The sequence below is a fragment of the Dermacoccus sp. PAMC28757 genome, assembly GCF_014302635.1.
GTDB lineage: Bacteria > Actinomycetota > Actinomycetes > Actinomycetales > Dermatophilaceae > Dermacoccus > Dermacoccus abyssi.
In genome coordinates, this window is sequence record NZ_CP060292.1 from 1,640,315 (window position 1) to 1,660,214 (window position 19,900).

The 19,900-nt window shown below is 70.4% G+C and carries 19 protein-coding genes; 12 read left to right on the forward strand and 7 right to left on the reverse strand.

Annotated features, from left to right (window positions below):
* Nucleotides 1–48: 48 nt before the first annotated feature.
* Complete coding sequence (locus H7F30_RS07875; RefSeq protein WP_187034394.1) at nucleotides 49–891, reverse strand: 2-phospho-L-lactate transferase CofD family protein; 843 nt, start codon at nucleotides 889–891, stop codon at nucleotides 49–51.
* A 338-nt stretch (nucleotides 892–1,229) separates the two neighbouring features.
* On the opposite strand from H7F30_RS07875, the gene H7F30_RS07880 reads away from it, so the two are divergent.
* Genes H7F30_RS07880 through H7F30_RS07890 form a run of 3 tightly spaced genes read left to right on the forward strand, consistent with a single transcriptional unit; the run spans nucleotide 1,230 to nucleotide 6,181 of the window.
* Nucleotides 1,230–1,490, forward strand: coding sequence for a WhiB family transcriptional regulator (locus H7F30_RS07880; protein ID WP_182434746.1), 261 nt, complete (start codon nucleotides 1,230–1,232; stop codon nucleotides 1,488–1,490).
* A gap of 4 nt (nucleotides 1,491–1,494) precedes the next feature.
* On the forward strand, nucleotides 1,495–4,767 hold the full coding sequence (locus H7F30_RS07885; protein WP_187034396.1) for a glycosyltransferase: 3,273 nt from the start codon (nucleotides 1,495–1,497) through the stop codon (nucleotides 4,765–4,767).
* A 13-nt stretch (nucleotides 4,768–4,780) separates the two neighbouring features.
* Nucleotides 4,781–6,181: a DUF5719 family protein gene (locus H7F30_RS07890; protein ID WP_187034398.1), complete on the forward strand. Its 1,401-nt coding sequence runs from the start codon at nucleotides 4,781–4,783 to the stop codon at nucleotides 6,179–6,181.
* A 52-nt stretch (nucleotides 6,182–6,233) separates the two neighbouring features.
* On the opposite strand, the gene H7F30_RS07895 is transcribed toward H7F30_RS07890, so the two are convergent.
* A complete protein-coding gene (locus tag H7F30_RS07895) occupies nucleotides 6,234–7,052 on the reverse strand; it encodes an SDR family oxidoreductase (protein WP_187034400.1) in 819 nt (272 codons plus the stop codon).
* Complete coding sequence (locus tag H7F30_RS07900) at nucleotides 7,049–7,375, reverse strand: metallopeptidase family protein (RefSeq protein WP_187034402.1); 327 nt, start codon at nucleotides 7,373–7,375, stop codon at nucleotides 7,049–7,051. The genes H7F30_RS07895 and H7F30_RS07900 overlap by 4 nt, the downstream gene beginning before the upstream one ends.
* Before the next feature lie 234 nt (nucleotides 7,376–7,609).
* Here H7F30_RS07900 and H7F30_RS07905 point away from each other — a divergent pair, with 234 nt between their 5' ends.
* The 3 genes from H7F30_RS07905 to H7F30_RS07915 are packed head-to-tail and all read left to right on the forward strand — an operon-like array spanning nucleotide 7,610 to nucleotide 9,721.
* The gene (locus H7F30_RS07905; protein WP_187034404.1) at nucleotides 7,610–8,047 is read left to right on the forward strand and encodes a DUF3499 domain-containing protein; all 438 of its coding nucleotides are present in this window, start codon (nucleotides 7,610–7,612) and stop codon (nucleotides 8,045–8,047) included.
* 10 nt (nucleotides 8,048–8,057) lie between these two features.
* Complete coding sequence (locus H7F30_RS07910) at nucleotides 8,058–9,506, forward strand: phosphomannomutase/phosphoglucomutase (protein WP_222617785.1); 1,449 nt, start codon at nucleotides 8,058–8,060, stop codon at nucleotides 9,504–9,506.
* Nucleotides 9,503–9,721 (forward strand): Trm112 family protein, encoded by a 219-nt coding sequence (locus H7F30_RS07915; protein ID WP_047311899.1) that lies wholly within the window; start codon nucleotides 9,503–9,505, stop codon nucleotides 9,719–9,721. Before H7F30_RS07910 ends, H7F30_RS07915 begins: the two co-directional genes overlap by 4 nt.
* 87 nt (nucleotides 9,722–9,808) lie before the next feature.
* Here H7F30_RS07915 and H7F30_RS07920 read toward each other — a convergent pair whose 3' ends face one another.
* Nucleotides 9,809–11,008, reverse strand: coding sequence for a glutathionylspermidine synthase family protein (locus H7F30_RS07920; protein ID WP_118913667.1), 1,200 nt, complete (start codon nucleotides 11,006–11,008; stop codon nucleotides 9,809–9,811).
* Entirely contained in the window at nucleotides 11,005–11,421 is a 417-nt protein-coding gene (locus tag H7F30_RS07925) for a hypothetical protein (RefSeq protein ID WP_052947033.1), read from the reverse strand. Before H7F30_RS07925 ends, H7F30_RS07920 begins: the two co-directional genes overlap by 4 nt.
* Nucleotides 11,422–11,526: 105 nt before the next feature.
* Between H7F30_RS07925 and H7F30_RS07930 the strand changes: the two genes are divergently transcribed.
* Nucleotides 11,527–12,699, forward strand: a complete 1,173-nt coding sequence (locus H7F30_RS07930) for an SIS domain-containing protein (protein WP_047311901.1) — start codon at nucleotides 11,527–11,529, stop codon at nucleotides 12,697–12,699.
* 78 nt (nucleotides 12,700–12,777) lie between these two features.
* A complete protein-coding gene (gene deoC, locus H7F30_RS07935; RefSeq protein WP_187034408.1) occupies nucleotides 12,778–13,479 on the forward strand; it encodes a deoxyribose-phosphate aldolase in 702 nt (233 codons plus the stop codon).
* A gap of 101 nt (nucleotides 13,480–13,580) precedes the next feature.
* Here deoC and H7F30_RS07940 read toward each other — a convergent pair whose 3' ends face one another.
* Nucleotides 13,581–15,173, reverse strand: a complete 1,593-nt coding sequence (locus H7F30_RS07940; RefSeq protein WP_187034410.1) for a GAF domain-containing sensor histidine kinase — start codon at nucleotides 15,171–15,173, stop codon at nucleotides 13,581–13,583.
* Nucleotides 15,174–15,269: 96 nt separating this feature from the next.
* Here H7F30_RS07940 and H7F30_RS07945 point away from each other — a divergent pair, with 96 nt between their 5' ends.
* Together H7F30_RS07945 and mtr are read left to right on the forward strand one after the other, a co-directional pair.
* Entirely contained in the window at nucleotides 15,270–15,914 is a 645-nt protein-coding gene (locus H7F30_RS07945) for a response regulator transcription factor (RefSeq protein WP_047311904.1), read from the forward strand.
* Between the two features lie 95 nt (nucleotides 15,915–16,009).
* Nucleotides 16,010–17,395 carry a mycothione reductase gene (mtr, locus tag H7F30_RS07950; protein WP_129664501.1) on the forward strand — a complete coding sequence of 462 codons (1,386 nt, stop codon included), beginning with the start codon at nucleotides 16,010–16,012 and terminating at the stop codon, nucleotides 17,393–17,395.
* Nucleotides 17,396–17,662: 267 nt separating this feature from the next.
* Here mtr and H7F30_RS14800 read toward each other — a convergent pair whose 3' ends face one another.
* Nucleotides 17,663–17,902 (reverse strand): hypothetical protein, encoded by a 240-nt coding sequence (locus H7F30_RS14800; protein WP_222617786.1) that lies wholly within the window; start codon nucleotides 17,900–17,902, stop codon nucleotides 17,663–17,665.
* A gap of 240 nt (nucleotides 17,903–18,142) precedes the next feature.
* On the opposite strand from H7F30_RS14800, the gene H7F30_RS07955 reads away from it, so the two are divergent.
* Nucleotides 18,143–18,772, forward strand: a complete 630-nt coding sequence (locus H7F30_RS07955; protein WP_187034411.1) for a TetR/AcrR family transcriptional regulator — start codon at nucleotides 18,143–18,145, stop codon at nucleotides 18,770–18,772.
* Nucleotides 18,773–18,810: 38 nt separating this feature from the next.
* On the forward strand, nucleotides 18,811–19,851 hold the full coding sequence (locus H7F30_RS07960; RefSeq protein WP_047311907.1) for a cation diffusion facilitator family transporter: 1,041 nt from the start codon (nucleotides 18,811–18,813) through the stop codon (nucleotides 19,849–19,851).
* The last annotated feature ends 49 nt before the right edge of the window (nucleotides 19,852–19,900 follow it).

The following is a 19,900-nucleotide window of genomic DNA, read 5'->3' on the forward strand; positions in this document are numbered from 1 at the left end:
ACCTGCACGGGTGTCCCCGGCGTCGGGTGGGAGCAGGTCGCCGATCGATCAGGCTCCGAGAACCGTGGTGCGTACCTCGCGCGCAGCTTCGACGTCGCCGACCAGCGCTCGTGCGAGCGGCGCACGCGTCACGGTGAGACGCCCGGGGTAGCTGCCCTGAGCCTCGTCCTCGTCGATGAGAAGCACGTCGGCGAAGTCCGCGTAGAGCTTGGCCACCTGCGCCGACGTCATCTCGAGGCCCGCCTGCGACCAGGCGCTGCGCTCGGCGTCACCGTCGCGGCTCGTCGGCAGGCCGACCGGACTCATGACGACGACGCGGGCCGCTGTGCCGCGCAGGGCGTCGCGCACGCCGGGCACCCCGAGCAGCCCCGGCCCGTCGAGCACGGGTGACATCGGGGTGAGCACGACGACGTCGCTGCTGCGCAGCGCGTCGAGCACGCCGGGGGAGGGCGTCGACTGTTCGAGCCCGGCGACTCCGAAGCCCTGCGGTTCGCCCCGGTCGGCATCCCCGAGCCACCGGGCGACGGGGCGGCTGCTGCGCTCTCCGGCCTCGTTCTCCTCAATGACGTGAAGTTCGACGGGCTCGTTCGTCGCGGGAATGACGCGAGCCTCCGCTGCGGGGCTCTGGAGCTGGGCACACGTGGCCGCGGTCTCACCTCGAGCGCGCCAGTAGTTGCGGGCGACGGCGAAGGCGACACTCTCGTCGTCGAGAATCGGCCACTCGCCGGGTGCCAGGCCCAGTTCTGCGAGCGTCGAGGAGACGGTCGACGTGGAGGGGCGCGCGGGTGAGGGCGTGAAAGCGCGCAGTGCGGCGTCCGTGTCCGGGGTGAAGCGCAGACCCGCAACACTGAGGTCCCCCGAGGTGTTTGTGATGCAGATCACATCACCCATCGGCGTGTCGATGGTCGACCCCGGCGCGAACAGCCCATGTAGTGCTGCAGCTGACTGGGGACCACTAGATAGGAGCGTGAGTTGCATATTGTCAGTGTGACAGGCGAGGTGGTGGAGGCGCCATTCACCCCCGGGGAGGGGGTTGCGAGCATTCCCGTTCGGCTTGACTCACTCGAATGACATCGATGTAATTGCCATGTCGCGCTTCGCCGTCCCCCTTGTTGTCGTCCCGCTCCGGTGGGGTTGTCACCGCCGGGTGGTATTGGGCCGAAGTTCGCCGAAGTACACCGACGCCTGACCATGGCACCGACGACGAAAGGACGGACATGCAGGAATTCATGCAGTTGATCAGCCTGCACGACGCCCTGGACGACACGGAGGAAATGTCGTGGCAGGAGCGCGCACTGTGCGCGCAGACCGACCCCGAAGCGTTCTTCCCCGAGAAGGGCGGCTCCACCCGCGAGGCCAAGCGTGTCTGCGTCGGGTGTGAGGTTCGCTCCGAGTGCCTCGAGTACGCGCTGGAGAACGACGAGCGCTTCGGCATCTGGGGTGGCCTTTCCGAGCGTGAGCGCCGCAAGCTGAAGAAGCGCGCGGTCTGATCAGGTGACGGCGAGCGCTCGACTCGGCGTCCACGAGCCCCGCGAGGGCACACCCGAGCATCCTTTCGTCACCGCCGTCCTCGTGGCGCGGGACGGACACCTACCGTGGCTTCGCGCCACGGTCGATGCATTTCTCGACCAGTCGCGACAGGCCGACCGCCTCGTCGTCGTCGACGGCACTCCCGATCAGGACATGCGCGAGGTCCTCGCGCGTGAGTTCCCGGAACTGCGCGCAGTCGACCTCACTGTCGTCAAGGCGAACCACGAGGAAGCCTTCGCCGGTCTCGTCGACCGGGCCGTGCAGGCCATTCCCGCGCGTGGCAGCGACCACGTCGTCGCGCTGCGCGATCGCCGCCGCGCCCGCCGACGCCCCACCCACCCGAGCGACCGCTACCACTGGTTGTGGCTGCTCCACGAGGACTCCGCTCCGAGGCCCGACTCCCTGAAGGCGCTCATGCGCTCGGTGGGTCGAAGCGAGCGCATCGGTATCGCGGGCTGCAAGATCAACGAGCTCGACCGTCCATCCCGTCTGATTAACATCGGTATCGACGTCACGCGCAGCGGGCGTCACGTCGCCCGCACCGTCGAGGGCGAACTCGACCAGGGCCAGCACGACGGGCGCCGTGACGTGCTCGCCGTGTCGAGTGCCGGCATGCTCGTGCGCCAGGACGTCTACCTCGACCTGGGCGGCTTCGATCCCGCGTTCGACGGCGACGGTGACGGTCTCGATCTGTGCTGGCGAGCCCACCTCGCCGACCACGCGGTCGTCGTCGTGCCCGAGGCCACCGCACACCAGGACATCGACTCCGCGCACCTGCTGCGCGTCATGGAGGGCCGCGGGACGCGTATGACGCGTCGCCAGCGCCGCAGCATGACGCGCCGCTCGGGTGACCCCGATCGTCCGGCCGCGCACTCGGGCAGCACACTGCGCCGCCACCGTCAGGTCGCCCTCGCGCGGACCTCCACGCTCCGTTTCCCCTTCGCGCTCGCGTGGGCAACGATCTCGTCTGCGCTGCTGGGTGTCGTGCTGCTCCTGCTCAAGCGCCCGCGCTCGGCCGCGTCGGAGTTCGGTCAGGCCAGTGCAGGTCTCGGACTCGGCCGCATCATGGGCGCGCGACGCCGCTTCCGTGGACGTGCCGGCGTGAGCAACGCCCAACTCTCGTCCCTCTTCGTCCCGGCCGAAGCGGGGCGTGCCGCGGCCTGGGACGCCGTGGTCGCCGCGCTGACACCTGGTGGCTCGAAGCCGGTGCACCAGCCGATCTCCACCGAGACGGGCCCGCAGTCCGAAGAGGCCGAGGAAATGCGGACCCGCGGCGGCGTGCTCAAGCGCATCGTGCGCCACCCCGGTCTCTGGGCCGTACTCGTGCTGTTCGGCATGAGCCTGTTCATCTTCCGTGACGCCTTGAGTGACGGCGCTCTTCGCGGCGGTCACGGCCTCGCGGGTGGCGAACTCCTGCCGTACTTCACCTCGCCCGGCGGTGTCTGGCACGCCTGGCGCGACGCCTGGCAGGGCCCCGGTTTCGGGCACGCCGCCTCGTCGGTGCCCTATCTGCCGTTCATCGCCATCGGTTCCTGGCTCGTCTCGCTCCTGCCGGGTGTGGCCGATTCCACCGCGACCGCGACAGCCATCACATGGCTCTTCCTGGCCGCTCCGGCACTCGCAGGGTGGTCGGCCTACCTCGCGGGGCGCGCGGCGACGAAGCTCGCGTGGCCACGAGCTCTGGCAGCCCTCGCGTGGGGCTCTCTCGCCCCGCTCACGACGGCGCTGCTCGGCGGGCGCCTCGGCCCCGTCATCGCGCACATCGTGCTCCCGCTGGCCCTGGCGGGCATTCTGCGGCTCGGCCGCTCCGGCGCCACCGTCGCCGGCACGGCAGCCACTGCGCTCGCCGTCACGGTGCTCGGGGCCTACACACCGATCCTCCTTCCCGTCCTGGCGATTGCCCTGCTCGTCGTCGCGGTGCTGGGGTCGAGCGCCGCGAAGATCCGCGCGCTCGCCGTGGTCGTGCTCGTACCGCTGTTGCTCGGGCACTGGAGCGTCGAGGCCTTCTCCGACCCGAGCAAGCTCGTCGGCGGCCCCGGGGTCCTGACGGACGGTGACGGCGGCGCGCCGCTGTCCGCGCTCCTGTTCCACCCGGGCGGCCCGGGCTCGACGCCGTTGCTCCTGGCGGTGCCTGTCCTCTTCTTCGGCCTGTGGGGTGCGCTGCGCGGCCGGGGTCACGAACTCGCGCGCTGGGCACTCGTGGTCCTCGCGCTCGTCGCTCTCGCTGCCGCGCTGCTCGCGCCGCGTCACTCCCTGGGCGCGCCCACCGGACTGCACGTGTGGACGGGTGTCCCGGAGCAGGTCGCGGCGCTGTCGATGCTCGCGCTCGCGCTCATCGGCGCAGATCGTGTCCACGGTTCTTCCGAACCCGGAACCCGTTCGGCCACCTCGCGCCTCGGGCGCCTCAGCGTCGTGACGATCGCGCTCGTCATGGGTGGGGTCATCGGTCTGACGGCGTGGAACGCCTCGGCCGGCAAGAACGGCGTCCAAGCCGTGCGCAACCCGGCTCCTGCCATCACCGTGCACGAGGCTGAGTCGGCGCGAGCCGGCATGCTGCTCGACCTCCAGCCACGTTCGGGGGCCGTGACGTTCACCGTTCGCAGCCGCGAGGCCGGCCTGCCCTCGGTCGACCCGACCCAGCCGGCGATGCAGACGCCGACGTCCGTGACCAAGGCCATTGCCGCGCTCGTCGACTCGGGCGCCGGTGAGCGGGCCCAGGCCGCCCAGACCCTGCGGGACGCCGGAATCGCCTTCGTCGCGCCCGACCGTCGCGCGCAGGAGTCCGACACGCTGCTCGCTGCCCTCGACTCCGCTGACGGACTCGTGCCGATGGCGACGGACTCGACGGCGTCCCTGTACCGCATCGACGGTGCCGGGGGCGGGCGTGCCGCACGGGTCGTCGTGCGTGACGGCGACGAGCGTCACATCGTCCCCGTGCGCGGCCCGCACGCGCGGGTCTCGACGACGTTGCCGAGCGGTGACGCGCAGCGCAGGCTCGTCGTGAGCGCCGGCAACGACTTCGCCCGTGAGGCCGAGGTGACCCTCGACGGACGCGCGCTCGAGGCGGTGGCCGGCACCCAGATGCCCACCTACAGAGTCGGCGCGGACGGCGGCAAACTCGTCATCGAACCCGGCACGGCGTGGCCGTCCTGGCGCGTGGCCCAGCTCGTGCTGCTCGGGCTCGTCGTGTTCCTGGCCGTTCCGTTCGGGTCCGCGCGCGGACGCGGGCGTCAGTGAGGCAGGGGAGGACATGAGCGCACAAGGAATCGCGCGCGGGGTCGTGCTCGCCGCCGCAGCAGCGGGCATGGTGTGGACGGCTCACGCGGCTCCGGTTCGCACGAGCACGGGCGAGCGCCTCGCGACGACGACGAGTGCCGTCGAAGCGGCCTCGCTCGTCTGCCCCGGGGGCGCCGGATCGAACGGCTCGACCGAGGTCAACGCGACGTCGTCGCCTGAGTCCCTCACGCCGTTCGCGCGGGAGGGCGGCGGAGCGAGTGCACGCCTCGAGTCGTCTTCCGACCCGAAGGCGATGTCGCTCGAGCGAGGCGGCGCGACCGTCACCGAGATGAAGGGTGGGCCCCTCGTCGTCGAGTCAACCGGCGGCATGGCTCCTGGTTTTGCCGCAGCGCAGATCAGCGGCGGCGACGGGAAATCGCCACTCGTCGCACGCACCTGTGCAGCTTCCCTCAACGAGGCGTGGATCCCGGTGGGGCAGAAGGGTTCCTCACGCCTGTCGACCCTCGTGCTCGTCAACAGCGGTTCGCACGGTGCCACGGTCGACATCGACGTCAGTTCACGCGACGGCGACGTAGCCGGTGCCGCCATCACGGACAAGGCTGTCCCCGCGCACTCGCGCGTCGAGGTCAACCTGCCGACCGAGGCCAAGAACCACGACGGTGTCGTCGTCCACGTGCGTAGCGAGAGCGGTGCCGTACAGGCCAGCGTGCGGGACAGCGCGAGCTCGGGTTCGACCAAGGGTGAGGAACTGACGGCCCAGTACGCCGTGCCCGGCACGACTCAGATCGTCCCTGCGGCGCCCGTGACGGACGGCAAGACCAGCGTTCGTCTGGCGGCCCCGGCCGGGCGCGGCGCCGTCGTCAAGCTGTCGGCTCTGTCGACCCAGGGCGAAGCGTCGAAGGACCGTGTCGTCTCCGTGCCGCGCGGCCGGACCCTCGACGTGTCGCTGGACGGTTTGAAGGGGTCGACCGTCGCGGTGCGAGCCACGTCTGAGGCTGAGATCGTCGCCGCAGCCACCGCTCCTGCGGCCTCGGGCTCCTCGGCGGACTTCGCGTGGGCCCAAGCCGCGCCGGACATCGGACCGGCGGCCGGCACGGCTCCTCGTGGCGCGGGAACCGGGGGAGATCTCGTGCTCGCAGCCAGCGCTCCGCAGGTGCGGGCGACCGTCGTCGTGACGACGAAGGACGGCAAGAGCACAACCCAGCACGTCGATGTGCGCGACAACGCGGCTCGACGTATCTCCGTCCCGAAGGACGCGAGCGTGTGGGTGACCGCGCCGACGAAGCAGGGCGAATCCCACCTTCATGCGGGAATCGTGCTCCGCACCGGCTCCAAGTCCTCGGATCGCATCACGACGCTCACCCTCACGGCTGCGCCGTGGATGCGCGAGCAAACCGCACTCGTCGCCCGCTGATCCGCTCATCCCACCCGGACGATCGCGGGTCGGACACCCGGGGGCTCGTGCGTCAGCGAGCTGCGAGCCACTGAGCGTAGGTACGTCCACCGCGCTGGACCTCTTCGCCCGGCAGATTCGTGCCACGGGCGAAGGAGCGCAGAACACCTCCGAGCGTTGGCACACGCACGGACCGAACGGGTCGGCGGCTCTCGAGGTGAGCTGTCAGTGTGGAGAGTTCACCGAGCGAGAAGGTCTCCGGTCCGGCCAACTCGAGCGGCGTCGCAAGACTCGTGCGAATGAGGGCGACGTCCACGAGCTTGCGCGCCACCCATTCGGGGTCCACCGGGCTGACCCGGACGCGGGATTCGGCTCCCGTGAGCCGTGCCGCGGCGCCGCTCACCACCTCGTGGGCGAGGGTGTGGAACTGGGTGGCGCGCACGATCGACGCGCGCCCCGACCAGGACTCGGCGAGGTTCTCGGTGTCTGCCTTCGTGCGGTAGTAGGCCAGCGGGTTGTTCCAGCACCCCACGATCGAGGGCAGGACGAGGTGGGCGCCGGGTGCCCAGGCGTCGAGGGAACGCAGGAGGTTGCGTGTTCCGTCGCGGTCGACTCGGGCATTCGACGGGTCCGTGGCGCAGTGGATGACCGCCCCCACGCCCGGAAGTGCCTCGTCGAGGCCCGCCCCTGTCAGGATGTCGCCGACCACGCTGGTCACGTCGGTGATCGGGGTGCGGTGGACGAGCGCTCGCACCGGGGTGGCCGATGCGCGTAGTTCCTCCACCACGGCGCGGCCGAGAACGCCCGAAGCACCCGTCACGAGAACCGGCGCGCGTCCGACGCCGAGCACGTCGGGAGGCAGGATCGGGGCAGCGGTGGGGGTCGTCGTCACAGGTCGTCCTCGTCGTCCAGGGGGCGGCCCAGCAGGCCCGCGAGTTGGGTGCGCACGACGTGTTCGATGAGGGCCTCACGCTCGACCCGGTCGCGTGCGCGTGTCTGAATGGGAAGGCGGTAGAGGACCATCCGCGCCCGATGGCGACCGTCGGCGGGGAAGGCGCGCCCGAGCGGCACTGAGTCCTCCCACGAGCTCGGGTCGGACGGCGGAACCTCTTCGACGCCGATCTCGATGTCGGCGACGCTGACCGACCAGCGCGATTCGCACACCTCGACAGCACGCAGGACGGCGTCGTCGAACGCGGCCGAACGCGATCTCATGGACGGAGTCGCGGGCCAGGCCAGAGGCCCCCGGTAGCGGCGCTCGTGCCGGTCGCGACGGGGCGCGCCCGGGGCGGAGGAAGCGTCGAGGCCGGTTTGTCGGCCAGGGCGCGCTGCTTTGTTCCTCACCGCGTCAGCGTATCGAAGGGCACCTGATCGCGGGCGGGGCCCGACCGGGCGTGTCCCGGTCGCGGCAGACGGGGGCAGCCACTCACTGGCGTAACCTTGTGCAACGTGACGTTGACCAGACAGTGCTCGCGATCCGCCTGCTCGAAGCCCGCCGTGGCGACGCTCACCTATGTCTACGCGGATTCGACGGTCGTCCTCGGCCCCCTGGCCACCTACGCCGAGCCGCACACGTACGACCTGTGCGCCGATCACGCTCAGCGTCTCACCGCGCCGCGAGGTTGGGACATCGTGCGCCTGGCCGTCGACATGACACCGCCGGAGCCCACACCGGACGACCTCGTGGCGCTCGCCGAGGCCGTGCGCCGCGCCGCGGCTCGCCCACCGGCCGAGCCCGAACCGGTGCCGGTGCGCAAGCCCGCCCGTGCCGCCCGGGCCGAGGACCCTGCCTTCCTCTCGACGGCCTCACGCCGTCGTCACCTGCGCGCGTTGCCCGATGCCACGGACGACGACGCGTCCACGGAAGCGGGCGACGACGGCCGGTAGGATCGTCGGCGTGAACGCCCCCGTACTCAACGACTTCATCAAGGCCTACGACGTTCGCGGCCTCGTGCCCGAGCAGCTCTCGCCGGCCGTCGCGCGCGAACTCGGCGCCGCGTTCGCGCAGATCGTGGCCCGCCCCGAAGGAGCCGAGGGCGTCGTCGTCGGCCACGACATGCGCCCGAGCTCGCCGGAACTGTCTCGAGCCTTCGCCGAGGGCGCCGCCTCGTACGGCATCGACGTCACTCTCATCGGCCTGTGCTCGACCGACGGCCTGTACTACGCCTCCGGTGCTCTCGGCATCCCCGGCGCGATGTTCACCGCGAGCCACAACCCCGCGCAGTACAACGGCATCAAGCTGTGCCGCGCCGGCGCGCGCCCCGTCTCGCTCGAGACCGGCCTCGCCGAAATGCGTGACCTCGCCCAGTGGGCACTCGATCGTGGCACGGCGGTTCCCTTCGACGGCGAACCCGGCACGATCGACGAGCGCGACATGCTCGGCGACTACGCCGCCTTCCTGCGTTCCCTCGTCGACCTGTCCGGCGGACGCTCGCTCAAGGTCGTCGTCGACGCCGGAAACGGCATGGGCGGCCACACCGTGCCCGCCGTCCTCGGCACGGATGCGGGGCTCGAGGAGCTTCCGCTCGAGATCGTCCCGCTCTACTTCGAACTCGACGGCACGTTCCCCAATCACGAGGCCAACCCGCTCGAGCCCGCCAACCTCGTCGACCTGCAGAAGGGCGTCGTCGAGCACGGCGCCGACATCGGTCTGGCTTTCGACGGTGACGCCGACCGATGCTTCGTCATCGACGAGAACGGTGACGCGGTGACGCCGTCGGCCGTCACGGCGCTTGTTGCCCAGCGTGAGATCGCGAAGGAGGTCGCCAAGGGCACCCGCGCTTCGGATGTCTCGGTCGTCGCGAACCTCATCAGCTCGCGCGCCGTCACCGAGGTCATCACCGAGAACGGGGCGAAGCCGGTGCGCACGCGTGTCGGCCACTCCTTCATCAAGGCGCAGATGGCCGAGCACGACGCCGTCTTCGGCGGGGAGCACAGCGCGCACTACTACTTCCGCGACTTCTGGTTCGCCGACACGGGCATGCTCGCGGCGATGCACGTGCTCGCCGCGCTCGGTGAGCAGGAGAGGACGCTCTCGCAGCTCGTCGCCGAGTACGCCCGCTACGAGGCCTCCGGCGAGATCAACTCGACCGTGAGTGACGCCACCGCCGCCACTGGCCGCGTTCGCGAGTGGGTGGCCTCCCACGGCGAGTACACCGAGGACGGCATGGACGGCGTCACCTTCGTCCACGAAGGCGGTGACAGCGATCCAATGTGGTGGCTCAACCTGCGCGCCTCGAACACAGAACCTCTGCTGCGCCTCAACGTCGAGGCAGCCGACCGTGCAACGATGGAGCGCGTGCGCGATGCCGCGCTCGCCGCCGTCCGAGAAGGAGAAGCACCGTGAACCGAGGCGTCACGATCGAACCGTGGCTGCGTGAGATCCTGCGCTGCCCGGTCACGCACAGTGAGCTCGTCGACGGCGTCGACGACGGCGGCGAGCCCGTGCTCGTCGCCACCGAAGCCGATGCCGAGCGCGGTGGCCGGTTGCAGTACCCGATCCGCGACGGTATCCCCGTGTTCCTCGTCGACGAGGCCACAGTTCTGCCCACCGAGGCCTGATCGGCCCACCTGGTACCTACGCCGAGGCCGCTTCCCGAATCGGGAAGCGGCCTCGCCGCGTGTTGTGCGTGGTGCCGGACGCCTGGCTCAGAGGCGGACGTCGTCCTCGGCGAGCCAGCGCTGCACGGTCGACTCCTCGGGTGCCGGAGCCTCGATGACGTGCGGGACGAAGCGCGCACCGCCGTCCGTGATCGGGCCGTCGGTCTCGCGGATGCCCATGCCGGCCGCGTGACCGTCGACCACCCAGGCTCCGATGACGGGCCGGTTGCCGTCGAAGTCGGGCAGCGGCCACCACTGCTGGTAGCAGAACGACTCGTCGTGTTCCTGGCCGCCGTGCGTCCAGTCGCGACCCTCCGCGTGGACGCGGATCGAGGCACCCTCACGGCCGAAGAACGGCTTCGCGACGTACTCGCGCAGGTCGCGCGGGGAGTCGAGGTAGGCCGGAAGCAGGTTGGGGTGACCCGGGTAGAGGTGCCACAGCGCCGCGAGCAGCGCCTTCGTCGAGAGGGCCGAACGCCACAGCGGCTCGATCCAGCGCACGCCGGAAGTCTCGATGTGGGCGCCGAAAGGCTCGACGAGCAGGTCCTCCCACGGGTACAGCGCGTAGCAGACGTCGATCGGGCGCGACTGACCGTCGACGAAGCGGCGCGAGTCGACGTCGAGGCCGACGTCGGACAGGTCGAACAGGCTCGTCGTCGCGCCGGCCTGATCTGCGGTGTCTGCGAGGTAGGCGAGCGTGGAAGCCTCTTCGACGAGGTGCAGAAGCCCCGCGAAGTGAAGGTCGTCCTGCCCGGCGGCCACGCGCTTTTTCCACGCACCGACGAGTCGCTCGTGGATCGAGTTCCACTGGTCGAGTTCGGGGAAGTTCGCCTCGTGCCAGGACCACTGGGAAACGGCCGACTCGACGAGCATCGTCGGGGTGTCGCCGTTGATCTCGAGCATCTTGGGGGTGCCGTCGCCGGCGAGGCACAGGTCGAAACGGGCGTGTGAGCCCGGATCACCCTCCTCGAGACTCGCCAGGAGCCGCCGGGTCGAGCCCTCGGGCAGGCACAGACGCCGGTCGTCGTACGTCGTGAGCATCCACGTCGCGGCGCTCAGGCACATGCCCCACAGTTCGTCCGTGGCCGCCTCGAGCCGGTCGATCTCGGCGGGGGAGAAGGAGTAATAGGCGCTGTCCGTCCAGTACGGCACGTCGTGGCCGTCGACGGTCTCGGACGCCCAGAGCATGCCCTCGGAATCGAGGATGTCGCGGAAGTTCGGGCGCGGCTCGCAGGCCAGGCGCCTCATCCGCCTCCGCCGCCGCCCTTGCCGAAGCCGCCACGCACGACGCTGCCCTTCGACGAGCCGTCGGCGCCCTTGATCTGAGTGCCCTCGCGGACGGAGGACTTCGTCACCTTGCCGCCCTGGGCGTCGAACCCACCGGCGGCGTAGGTGGCGTTCTTCGGAATCGACGTGGCGTAGCTGTCGAGCTTTCCGCCCACCGGGGCGACGCGCTGGCCCGAGCGGTAGAAGACCCATGCGGCGCCGGCGTGATGTCCGGAGCGGCACTCGCTGTCCGGCAGCCGTTCACCCGTGGCCTTGTCGCGGCACACCCCGGCGTAGTCGGCGCCCTTGGACGACGAACATCCGGTGAGGAAACCGGCGGCGAGAACGGTGGTCGTGCCGAGGGCGAGCCCACCCTTGCGTCTGGTCGTCGGCATCCGAATCCTCTCCTTCGAGTAGGACGTCAATGTATCGCGCGATCTAGGCTGTGACGCGCGGATCCCCTCGGGCGTTCCGTCCCCCCGAGCGACAGAAGGTGTGACATGCCCTACCTCGACGAGAGTTGGTTGGACGACGCCCGTCACCTCGAACGCTGCGACTCGCGCGACTCCCTGCGGGCGCTGGCCACAGCCGGCGCCCAGGTGCGCGAAGCGATGACGCTGGCCCGTGAGGCGGGCGTGGAGCGCACGGCCGACGGTGAGCGGCCCCGCGCCGTCCTCGTGGGCGCGCTCGGTGGCAGCGCCGTCGTCGCCGACGTCCTCGAGACGTTCGCCCAGCCGGGGGCGCCCGTTCCCGTCATCACCCGACGCGACGTGCCGCTGCCGGGATGGGTCGGCCCCCTCGACCTCGTCGTCGCGGTGAGCCTTTCCGGGCGGGCCGCCGGGCCGCTCGCGCTCGCCTCGGAAGCCGCACGCCGTGGAGCGTCCCTGCTCACCGTCGGGGCAGCGGACTCACCCCTGGCGGATGTGTGTGCGCGGGCCCGCGGTACGCACATCCCGGTCGGGCGCGGGCGCACGTCGAGCCGGACGGCGATGTGGTCGCTGCTCACCCCGGTGCTCATGGCGGCGGGGCACCTCGGCCTCATCGACGTCACGGACAGCCACCTCGAGCAGGCGATCACCCACCTCGACCGTGAGGCTGAGGTGTGCCGCCCCAGCTCCGAGCACTTCGTCAACCCCGCGAAGCTCGCGGCCCTGCAGCTCGCCGGCACAGTGCCCATGGCGCTCGCGGACGGGCCCGTCGCCGCTGTTGCGGCACGCCGCGCCGCGTCGATGTTCGCCCGCACCGCTCGGGTGCCGATGACCTGGGGTGAACTGCCGGATGCGGCCGCGTCTGTCGTTGCGACGCTCGACGGCCCCTTCACGGCCGGTGGCGGTAGTGGCGCGGCCTCGGCCCCTGACGACATTTTCGCCGACCCCTTCCTCGACGCGCCCCGACAGCCCGGGCTCGGGCTGCTCAGCCTCCACAGCGACCCCGAAGGTGCCGTTTCGGACTTGGCCGGCGTTGCTGCGGGCGTTCAGGACAGCGCGTTCGCGGCCGGCGCCACCGTCGTCGAGGTGCACCCCGGCGATGGCCCGCCCATCGCGCGACTGGCCGAACTCGTCCAGAGGGTCGACTTCACCGCCACCTACCTCGCGCTCGGCCAAGGTCTCGACCCGAATGTGTCGCGGCACGTGACGCAGCTGCGCGACCATCTCGGCGACCGTCGGGCATGACGCCCGCGGTCGGCACGGGGCGGCGGGCGTGTCGTCTGCGTGAGGACGGGAACGTCTTCGCTGGTTAGGCTTGGGCGCATGACGAACTTCTCCCGGGCCGAGGTCGCGGCTATGGTCGACCACACCCTGCTCAAGCCCGAAGCGACGGCTGACGACGTCGCGGCGGTGGCCCGCGAGGCCGAGGAGCTGGGCGCCTACTCGATCTGTGTGTCGCCGAACATGCTGCCCGTCGAGACGAGCGTCAAGGTCGCCACCGTCTGCGGCTTCCCGAGCGGCAAGCACACGAGCACGGTCAAGGCCGCCGAGGCCGCCGAGTCGGTCGAGCGCGGCGCTGACGAGGTCGACATGGTCATCGACGTGGGCGCGGCCAAGATGGGCGACTTCGAGGCGGTCAAGCTCGACATCCGCACGGTGCGCGACGCCATCCCGAACGCCGTTCTCAAGGTCATCATCGAGTCCGCTGCCCTCACCGACGACGAGATCCGCGGCGTGTGCGAGGCGGCCGTCGACGCGGGCGCCGACTTCGTCAAGACCTCCACGGGCTTCCACCCGAGCGGTGGCGCCAACGCCCACGCCGTGCGCCTCATGCGTGAGTGCGTCGGCCCGAACCTGGGCGTCAAGGCCAGCGGCGGCATCCGTGACGCCGCTGCGGCCCGCGAGATGATCGAGGCCGGCGCGTCGCGACTCGGGCTGTCCGGCACGCGCGCCGTGCTCGACGGTCTCGAGGGCGGCTCCGGCGACGCGTCGGCGGCTTCCGCCGAGGGCGCGGCGGGCTACTGATTTCGTATCTGAACGCAACGAAGGGCACCGGCTGAGTCGGTGCCCTTCGTCGTCGGTACGTCGTTGTCCCGGGGTGGACGTGGGGCGGACGCGGGCCGTGTTCAGGCCTCGGTCGGCCGGCGACGCGGCACCCGCCACTCGACGGCCGTGCCGCCGCGCGGCCTCACCCGCACCGTGCACGAGCCGCCCCACCGCTCGGCGCGCGCGACGAGGTGGTCGAGCCCCGAGCGGCGCTCGACGTGCTCGGGCAGCCCGACGCCGTCGTCCGTCACCTTGAGGCGGACGTCCTCGCCGACGTCGAGCGCCACCCGTACCGCCGACGCTCCGGCGTGCCGGGCGGCGTTGCTCAGTGCCTCGCGCACCACGGCGAGAATGTCCATGACGAGGGCGTCGTCGAGCGTCCAGTAGTCGCCGCCCACGGCTACTGAGGGCATGAACCCGAGCGCGTCGCTGCCCTGCTGAGCCAGCTGGTCGATGCTACGGGCCAGCGCGAGCGCGACGCCTCCCTGCTTGAGGTCGAAGATCGCGCGACGCACGTCCGTCACCGTCTCGTCGAGGTCGGTGACCACGGCGTCGAGCTTCTCGGAGGCCACGGTGTCGCCGACGAGCGGCATGACGCTCTGCACCCGCATGCCGGCGGCGAAGAGGCGTTGGATGACGTGGTCGTGCAGATCCTGGGCGATCCTGTCGCGGTCCTCGAGGATGGCCACGCGCTCGGACTCCGCGTGCTGGTGGGCGAGGAGCGTCGCGACGGACAGGCGGTCGGAGAGCATCTGGCCGACCGCCTCGAGCGGTTCCGGCGCGATCGAGAGAAGCGCCCGGTCCCACGCGATGAGCAGCAGACTGGGGGAGGCCTCCTCGGCAGTCACCGGCACGAGCAGCGCCGAGCGCTTGGCGTCGTCGACGAGCGCGGCTGCCTCGGCGCCGGAGAGGAAACGGGCATCCGGGCGCAGCGCCAAGTCGTCGGCCAGGTCTTGGCCGAGGCGCTCCGTCATGCGATGCACGGGAACGTACTCGACGTGGTCGGCGGTGAGGATGGAATCGAAGCGCTCGACGACAGCCGGCCACGCCTGCTTGGGCGGCAGCTTCGCAAGCAGGGCGACGGCCTCGGCCGCGGCCCTTTGCCAGCGTTCACGGGCCTCTGCCTCGGCGAGCGTGCGAGCGTGCGCGATCGCGGAAGCGGCCGCCGCGGCGAGGGCCTCGAGCACTCGCTCGTCGCGGTTGCTGAACTGGTTCGCCGAGCGCTTGTTCGTCAGGTAGATGTTGCCGTAGACCTGCCCACGGATGACGACGGGGCAGCCGAGAAAGGAACTCATCGGCGGGTGGTTGGGCGGAAGCCCGATGCTCTCGGGGTGACGGCTGATGTCGGCCACCCGAAGGGTGTGCGGCTCGTGGATGATCGCGCCGAGGACGCCCTTGCCGTGGGGCCCGTCGCCGATCAGCGCGGCCGTTTCGGCGTCGATGCCGTGGAGGACGAGGTCCTCGAAACCGCCGTCGGCGTCGAGGATGCCGAGCGCGCCGTACTCGGCGTCGGTGAGGCCGACCGCCGTTTCGACGAAACGGTGGAGCAACGGTCGCAGCGCGAGGTCCTTGCTCAGGTCGATGACGGCGGTGAGCAGCGCGTCGTCGGGGGAGGGGCTGCGATCGTCGTCGCGCGGGCTGCGGGGCGAGGCGGGCTGCGATGCAGTGACCATGCACGCGAGTCTAGGGGCGCCAGGTGTGACGAGCGGCTCCCCGCAGACTTCGCCGCACACGTCCCCTCCGGGGGGACGGGCGTCCACAATGGGGGCATGGCTGTTCGTGTCTATCTGCTCGACGATCACGAGATCGTGCGCCGGGGGCTCGCCGAGCTCCTTTCCACCTCCGGGCGTTGTGAGGTCGTCGGTGAGAGTGGGAGCGCCGCCGAGGCGATCCGTCGTATCCCCGCTGCGCGCCCGGACGTCGCGATCCTCGACGGCCGTCTGCCCGACGGCACGGGCATGGAGGTGTGCCGCGCGGTGCGCAGCGTGGACGAGAACATCCGCTGCCTCATCCTCACGTCCTACGACGACGACGAGGCCCTCCTCGCGGCGATCCTCGCGGGTGCGAGCGGCTATGTCCTCAAGCAGGTGCGCGGCGCCGACCTCGTCGAGACGATCGAACGCGTCGCCGCAGGTGAGTCGCTGCTCAAGGGGGAGGACGCTGACCGCATCCGCGCGCGCCTGACCGGCGAGGACGTCATGCTGCGCCCCGAGCTGGCCGCGCTCACCGACCAGGAGAAGCGTGTGCTCGACCTCATCACGCAGGGCTTCACGAACCGTCAGATCGCCGGGCGCCTGCACCTGGCGGAGAAGACGGTGAAGAACTACATCACGAGCCTCCTGTCCAAGTTGGGGCTCGAATCGCGCACCCAGGCCGCGGTGCTCATGGAGCGCCTGCGCCACCCGCACGACTGACCTGCGCGCGAGCCGGTGTGACGCCGGTCTCGCCAGTAACGACGCGAATTTTCGCGTGCTGCGGCCGATTGGCGTCGGGGTCTAAGGTTGACCTCATGGCCCACTACGACCTCGTCATCATCGGTACCGGTTCCGGTAACCCCCTCGTCACGCCGGACTTCGCGGACAAGAAGGTTGCCATCATCGAGAAGGGCGTCTTCGGGGGTACGTGCCTCAACGTCGGGTGCATCCCGACGAAGATGTTCGTCCAGGCCGCCGAGGTGGCCCGCAGCGCACGCGAGTCCTCGCGCCTCGGTGTCGACGCGTCCGTGCAGCACGTGCGCTGGAGCGACATCCGTGAGCGCGTGTTCGGGCGCATCGACCCGATCGCGCTCGGCGGACGCGAGTACCGCGAGCGCGGCTCCGAGGACGGCAACACCACCGTCTATTCAGGCCACGCACGCTTCACGGGCGACCACAGCCTGCGCGTCGACGGCTACGACGAGGAGGTCACCGGCGACCAGATCGTCATCGCCACAGGTGCCCGCCCGGTCATCCCCGCGGTCATCACCGATTCGGGCGTGCCGTACGAGACGAGCGACACCGTCATGCGGATCGCCGACCTGCCCTCGTCGTTGGTCATCGTCGGTGGCGGTTTCATCGCGCTCGAGTTCGCCCACGTCTTCAGCTCACTCGGTGTCGACGTGACGATGGTGCTGCGCGGCGAGCGCGTTCTGCGTCACGCGGACGACGACGTGAGCCAGACCCTGACGAACGCCGTCGAGAACCAGTGGACGCTCGTGCGCAACGCCGAGCTGACGTCGGCCGACCACGGAGCCGACGGCATCGAACTCGCGCTCTCGGACGGCCGCACCGTGAACGGCGATCTGCTTCTCGTCGCCACCGGCCGCCGACCGAACACCGACGACCTCGGCCTGGAGAACACCGGCGTCGAGGTGCGCCCCGACGGTCGCGTCCTCGTCGACGAGTACGGCCGCACCGGCGTGGACGGCGTGTGGTCGCTCGGTGACGCGAGCTCGCCGTTCCAGCTCAAGCACGTCGCCAACGCCGAGGAACGCTGCGTCGCGCACAACCTCGTCCACCCGAACGACCTCCGTCCGTTCCCGCACGACGTGGTGCCGAGCGCGGTCTTCACCCACCCGCAGGTCGCCACGGTCGGCATGAGTGAGGCGCAGGCGCGCGCCGCAGGCCACGACGTCACCGTCAAGGTGCAGGCCTACGGCGCGACGGCCTACGGCTGGGCGCTCGAGGACACCTCCAGCATCTGCAAGGTCATCGCCGACAAGGAGACGCGCAAGCTGCTCGGTGTCCACTTCGTCGGCCCCGACGCCTCGACGCTCATCCAGCCGGCGATCCAGGCGATGTCGTTCGGTCTGGCTGCCGACGAGATGGCGCGCGGCCAGTACTGGATTCACCCGGCCCTCACCGAGGTGCTGGAGAACGCCCTCCTGGGCTTGGAGTTCCCGCCCCACGACGCCTGATCCCGCTCACCGTCACGACGAGCGCTGCGAGGACGCCCGCGCAGCACAGAGCGGTTGTGGCCCACCACAGCTCCGGCAACCAGGTCATGAGTTGCCGACGATCGTGTCCGAGCGCGCGGGGTGCGTACCAGGCGGCGCTCGCCAGCAGCACGGAGGCGAGGGACAAACCCCAAGCCCAGGCGCGATTATGCCGACGTTCCCGCCCGCCGAGCCGCGTCAGTCGAGCCCACGTGGCTGCACCGAGGACGAGAAGGACCGCCAGCGCGCTCAGTGCCCACGGCGACCACCAGAGCAACGGGTCGGGCCCGCTCCGGTAGGCGTCGCGGCCGGCGAGCGTCCGGGCCACGTCGTAGCCGAGACCTGCCTGGCCGGGGCGAGCGCTCCGGAATAGCCACGTCCGAGGACGATGACCGCACGGTGCTGTTCCGGCAGCATGACGACGTGGGCGAACGTACCGGGCGTCGCTCCGGTGTGTTCGACGACCCGCGGGCCGTCGCCGTCGAGCAAGCCCGCGCGCCAACCGAATCCGTATGCCAGAGGTTCGCCTGTGGGGCTCGAGCCCTGCGCGCCAGTCGCCGTAGTTTCGCAGGCACCACGGCGTCCGAACGCGGGGCAGCCGGCAGAGCAGATGCCGCACCGGGCCGGAGCAAGCCCACGGTGAGTGCGAGGAGGGGGAAGGGGAGTGCCAGAAAACGCCATTTAAATATGCGCATATTGTTATTGTGCACGGGTCGCTACGCTGAGTCCATGCCGAGAACCGCCGACCACGACGCTCGTCGCACGCAGATCATCGATGCGGTGCGTGGCCTCGTCGCCAGTGACGGGCCCGAGGCCGCGACGATGAGCCGCATCGCGGCGAGTGCGGGTGTCTCGGTGGGCTCGGTGCAGCACTATTACGCCTCCAAGGACGTCCTGCTCGCCGACGCCTACGACCGAACCCTGCAGGTACAGCAGCGGCGGATCGAGACGCTCGTGGCGAGCGAGGAACAGGCGCGGGGGCGGATCGAACACATGGTGCTCGGCGCCCTGACACAGTTCCTTCCGCTCGACCCCGATCGCCGAGACGAGACGATCCTCTTCGACCACTTCAGTTCCGTAGCGCTTCGACAGCCGAGCCTGCGCGAGGCGTGGCAACGCACGGACGACGTCCTGCTCGCACGGCTGCGTGAGGCCGTCGTCAACGCCGAGGAGTGCGGGGAGGCGCGAGAGGGCGTCGACCCGGACGACGAAGCGCGGCGCCTGCTCGCGGTGACCCGAGGTCTCGCTCGAACGCTCCTTCTGCGTGACGACGCCCACGAGGTCGCCCGGGTGCGTCGAGTTCTGGCCCAGGAATGCGCTTCGACGTTCCCGAACCCTTGTCGGCAATACGGGAGCTGACGTTCGTGGGGGTGGCTTGTGGACCGTAGGCTGCTCGTATGAGTGACTCTTCGGGCGGCAACAAGGCGATCTTCGCGGCCCTGGCGGCCAACCTCGGCATCGCCGTGACGAAGTTCATCGCCTGGATGCTCACCGGCATGAGTTCGATGCTGGCCGAGGCCATCCACTCGGTGGCCGACTCGGGCAACCAGATCCTGCTGCTCGTCGGCGGCAAGCGGGCCCGCAAGGATGCCGACGAGTTCCACCCCTTCGGTTACGCGCGGGAGCGCTACGTCGCGGGCTTCGTCGTCAGCATCGTCATCTTCAGCGTCGGCGGCATGTTCTCGCTCTACGAGGCGTACGAGAAGTACCACGAGATGTCTCTGCCGGACGCGCCGCACCCGGGCACCCACGAGAAGTGGTGGTGGGTTCCCATCGTCGTGCTCGTCGCCTCGATCCTCATGGAGGGTCGCTCGCTCATGACAGCGGTGAGCGAGGCCAAGAAGGAGAAGGGCGATCAGTCCTGGGGCTCGTTCCTGCGCAACGCCAAGAGCCCCGAACTCCCGGTGCTCTTGTGCGAGGACTCGGCTGCCGTGGCCGGTTTGACGTTCGCGCTCTTCGGCGTCAGCCTGGCGGTGTTCACCGAGAACGGCATCTGGGACGCCGTGGGCGCCGGGCTCATCGGTCTGCTCCTCATCGCCGTCGCGGCGTTCCTCTTTCGCGAGACGCGTTCCCTGCTCCTCGGTGAGGCAGCCCGCCCGGAGACGGTGCGCGAGATCCGTAGTGCCATCGAATCCGCCGACGGAATCGAGCGTGTCATTCACCTCAAGACCTCCCACCTCGGCCCGAACGAGCTTATGGTGGCGGCCAAGATCGCCATCGACCCGCAGGCGCGCGGTGCGGAGATCGTGCGCTCCATCGACGCGGCGCAGCAGGCCGCCCGGCGCGTCGATCCCGACCTGCAGATGCTCGTCTACCTCGAGCCCGACGTCGATACCGGCGGGGACGCGAGCGGCGGCATCGGGCACGTCACGTCAGCCCAGCGCGAGAACGCTCCGGGGGAGTGGCACGTCGGCCCTTCGCGACCCGACGACCGATAGGTCTGCTCAGCGCATTCGCAGGGACGCATCGACGTTCTCTAAGGTTGGC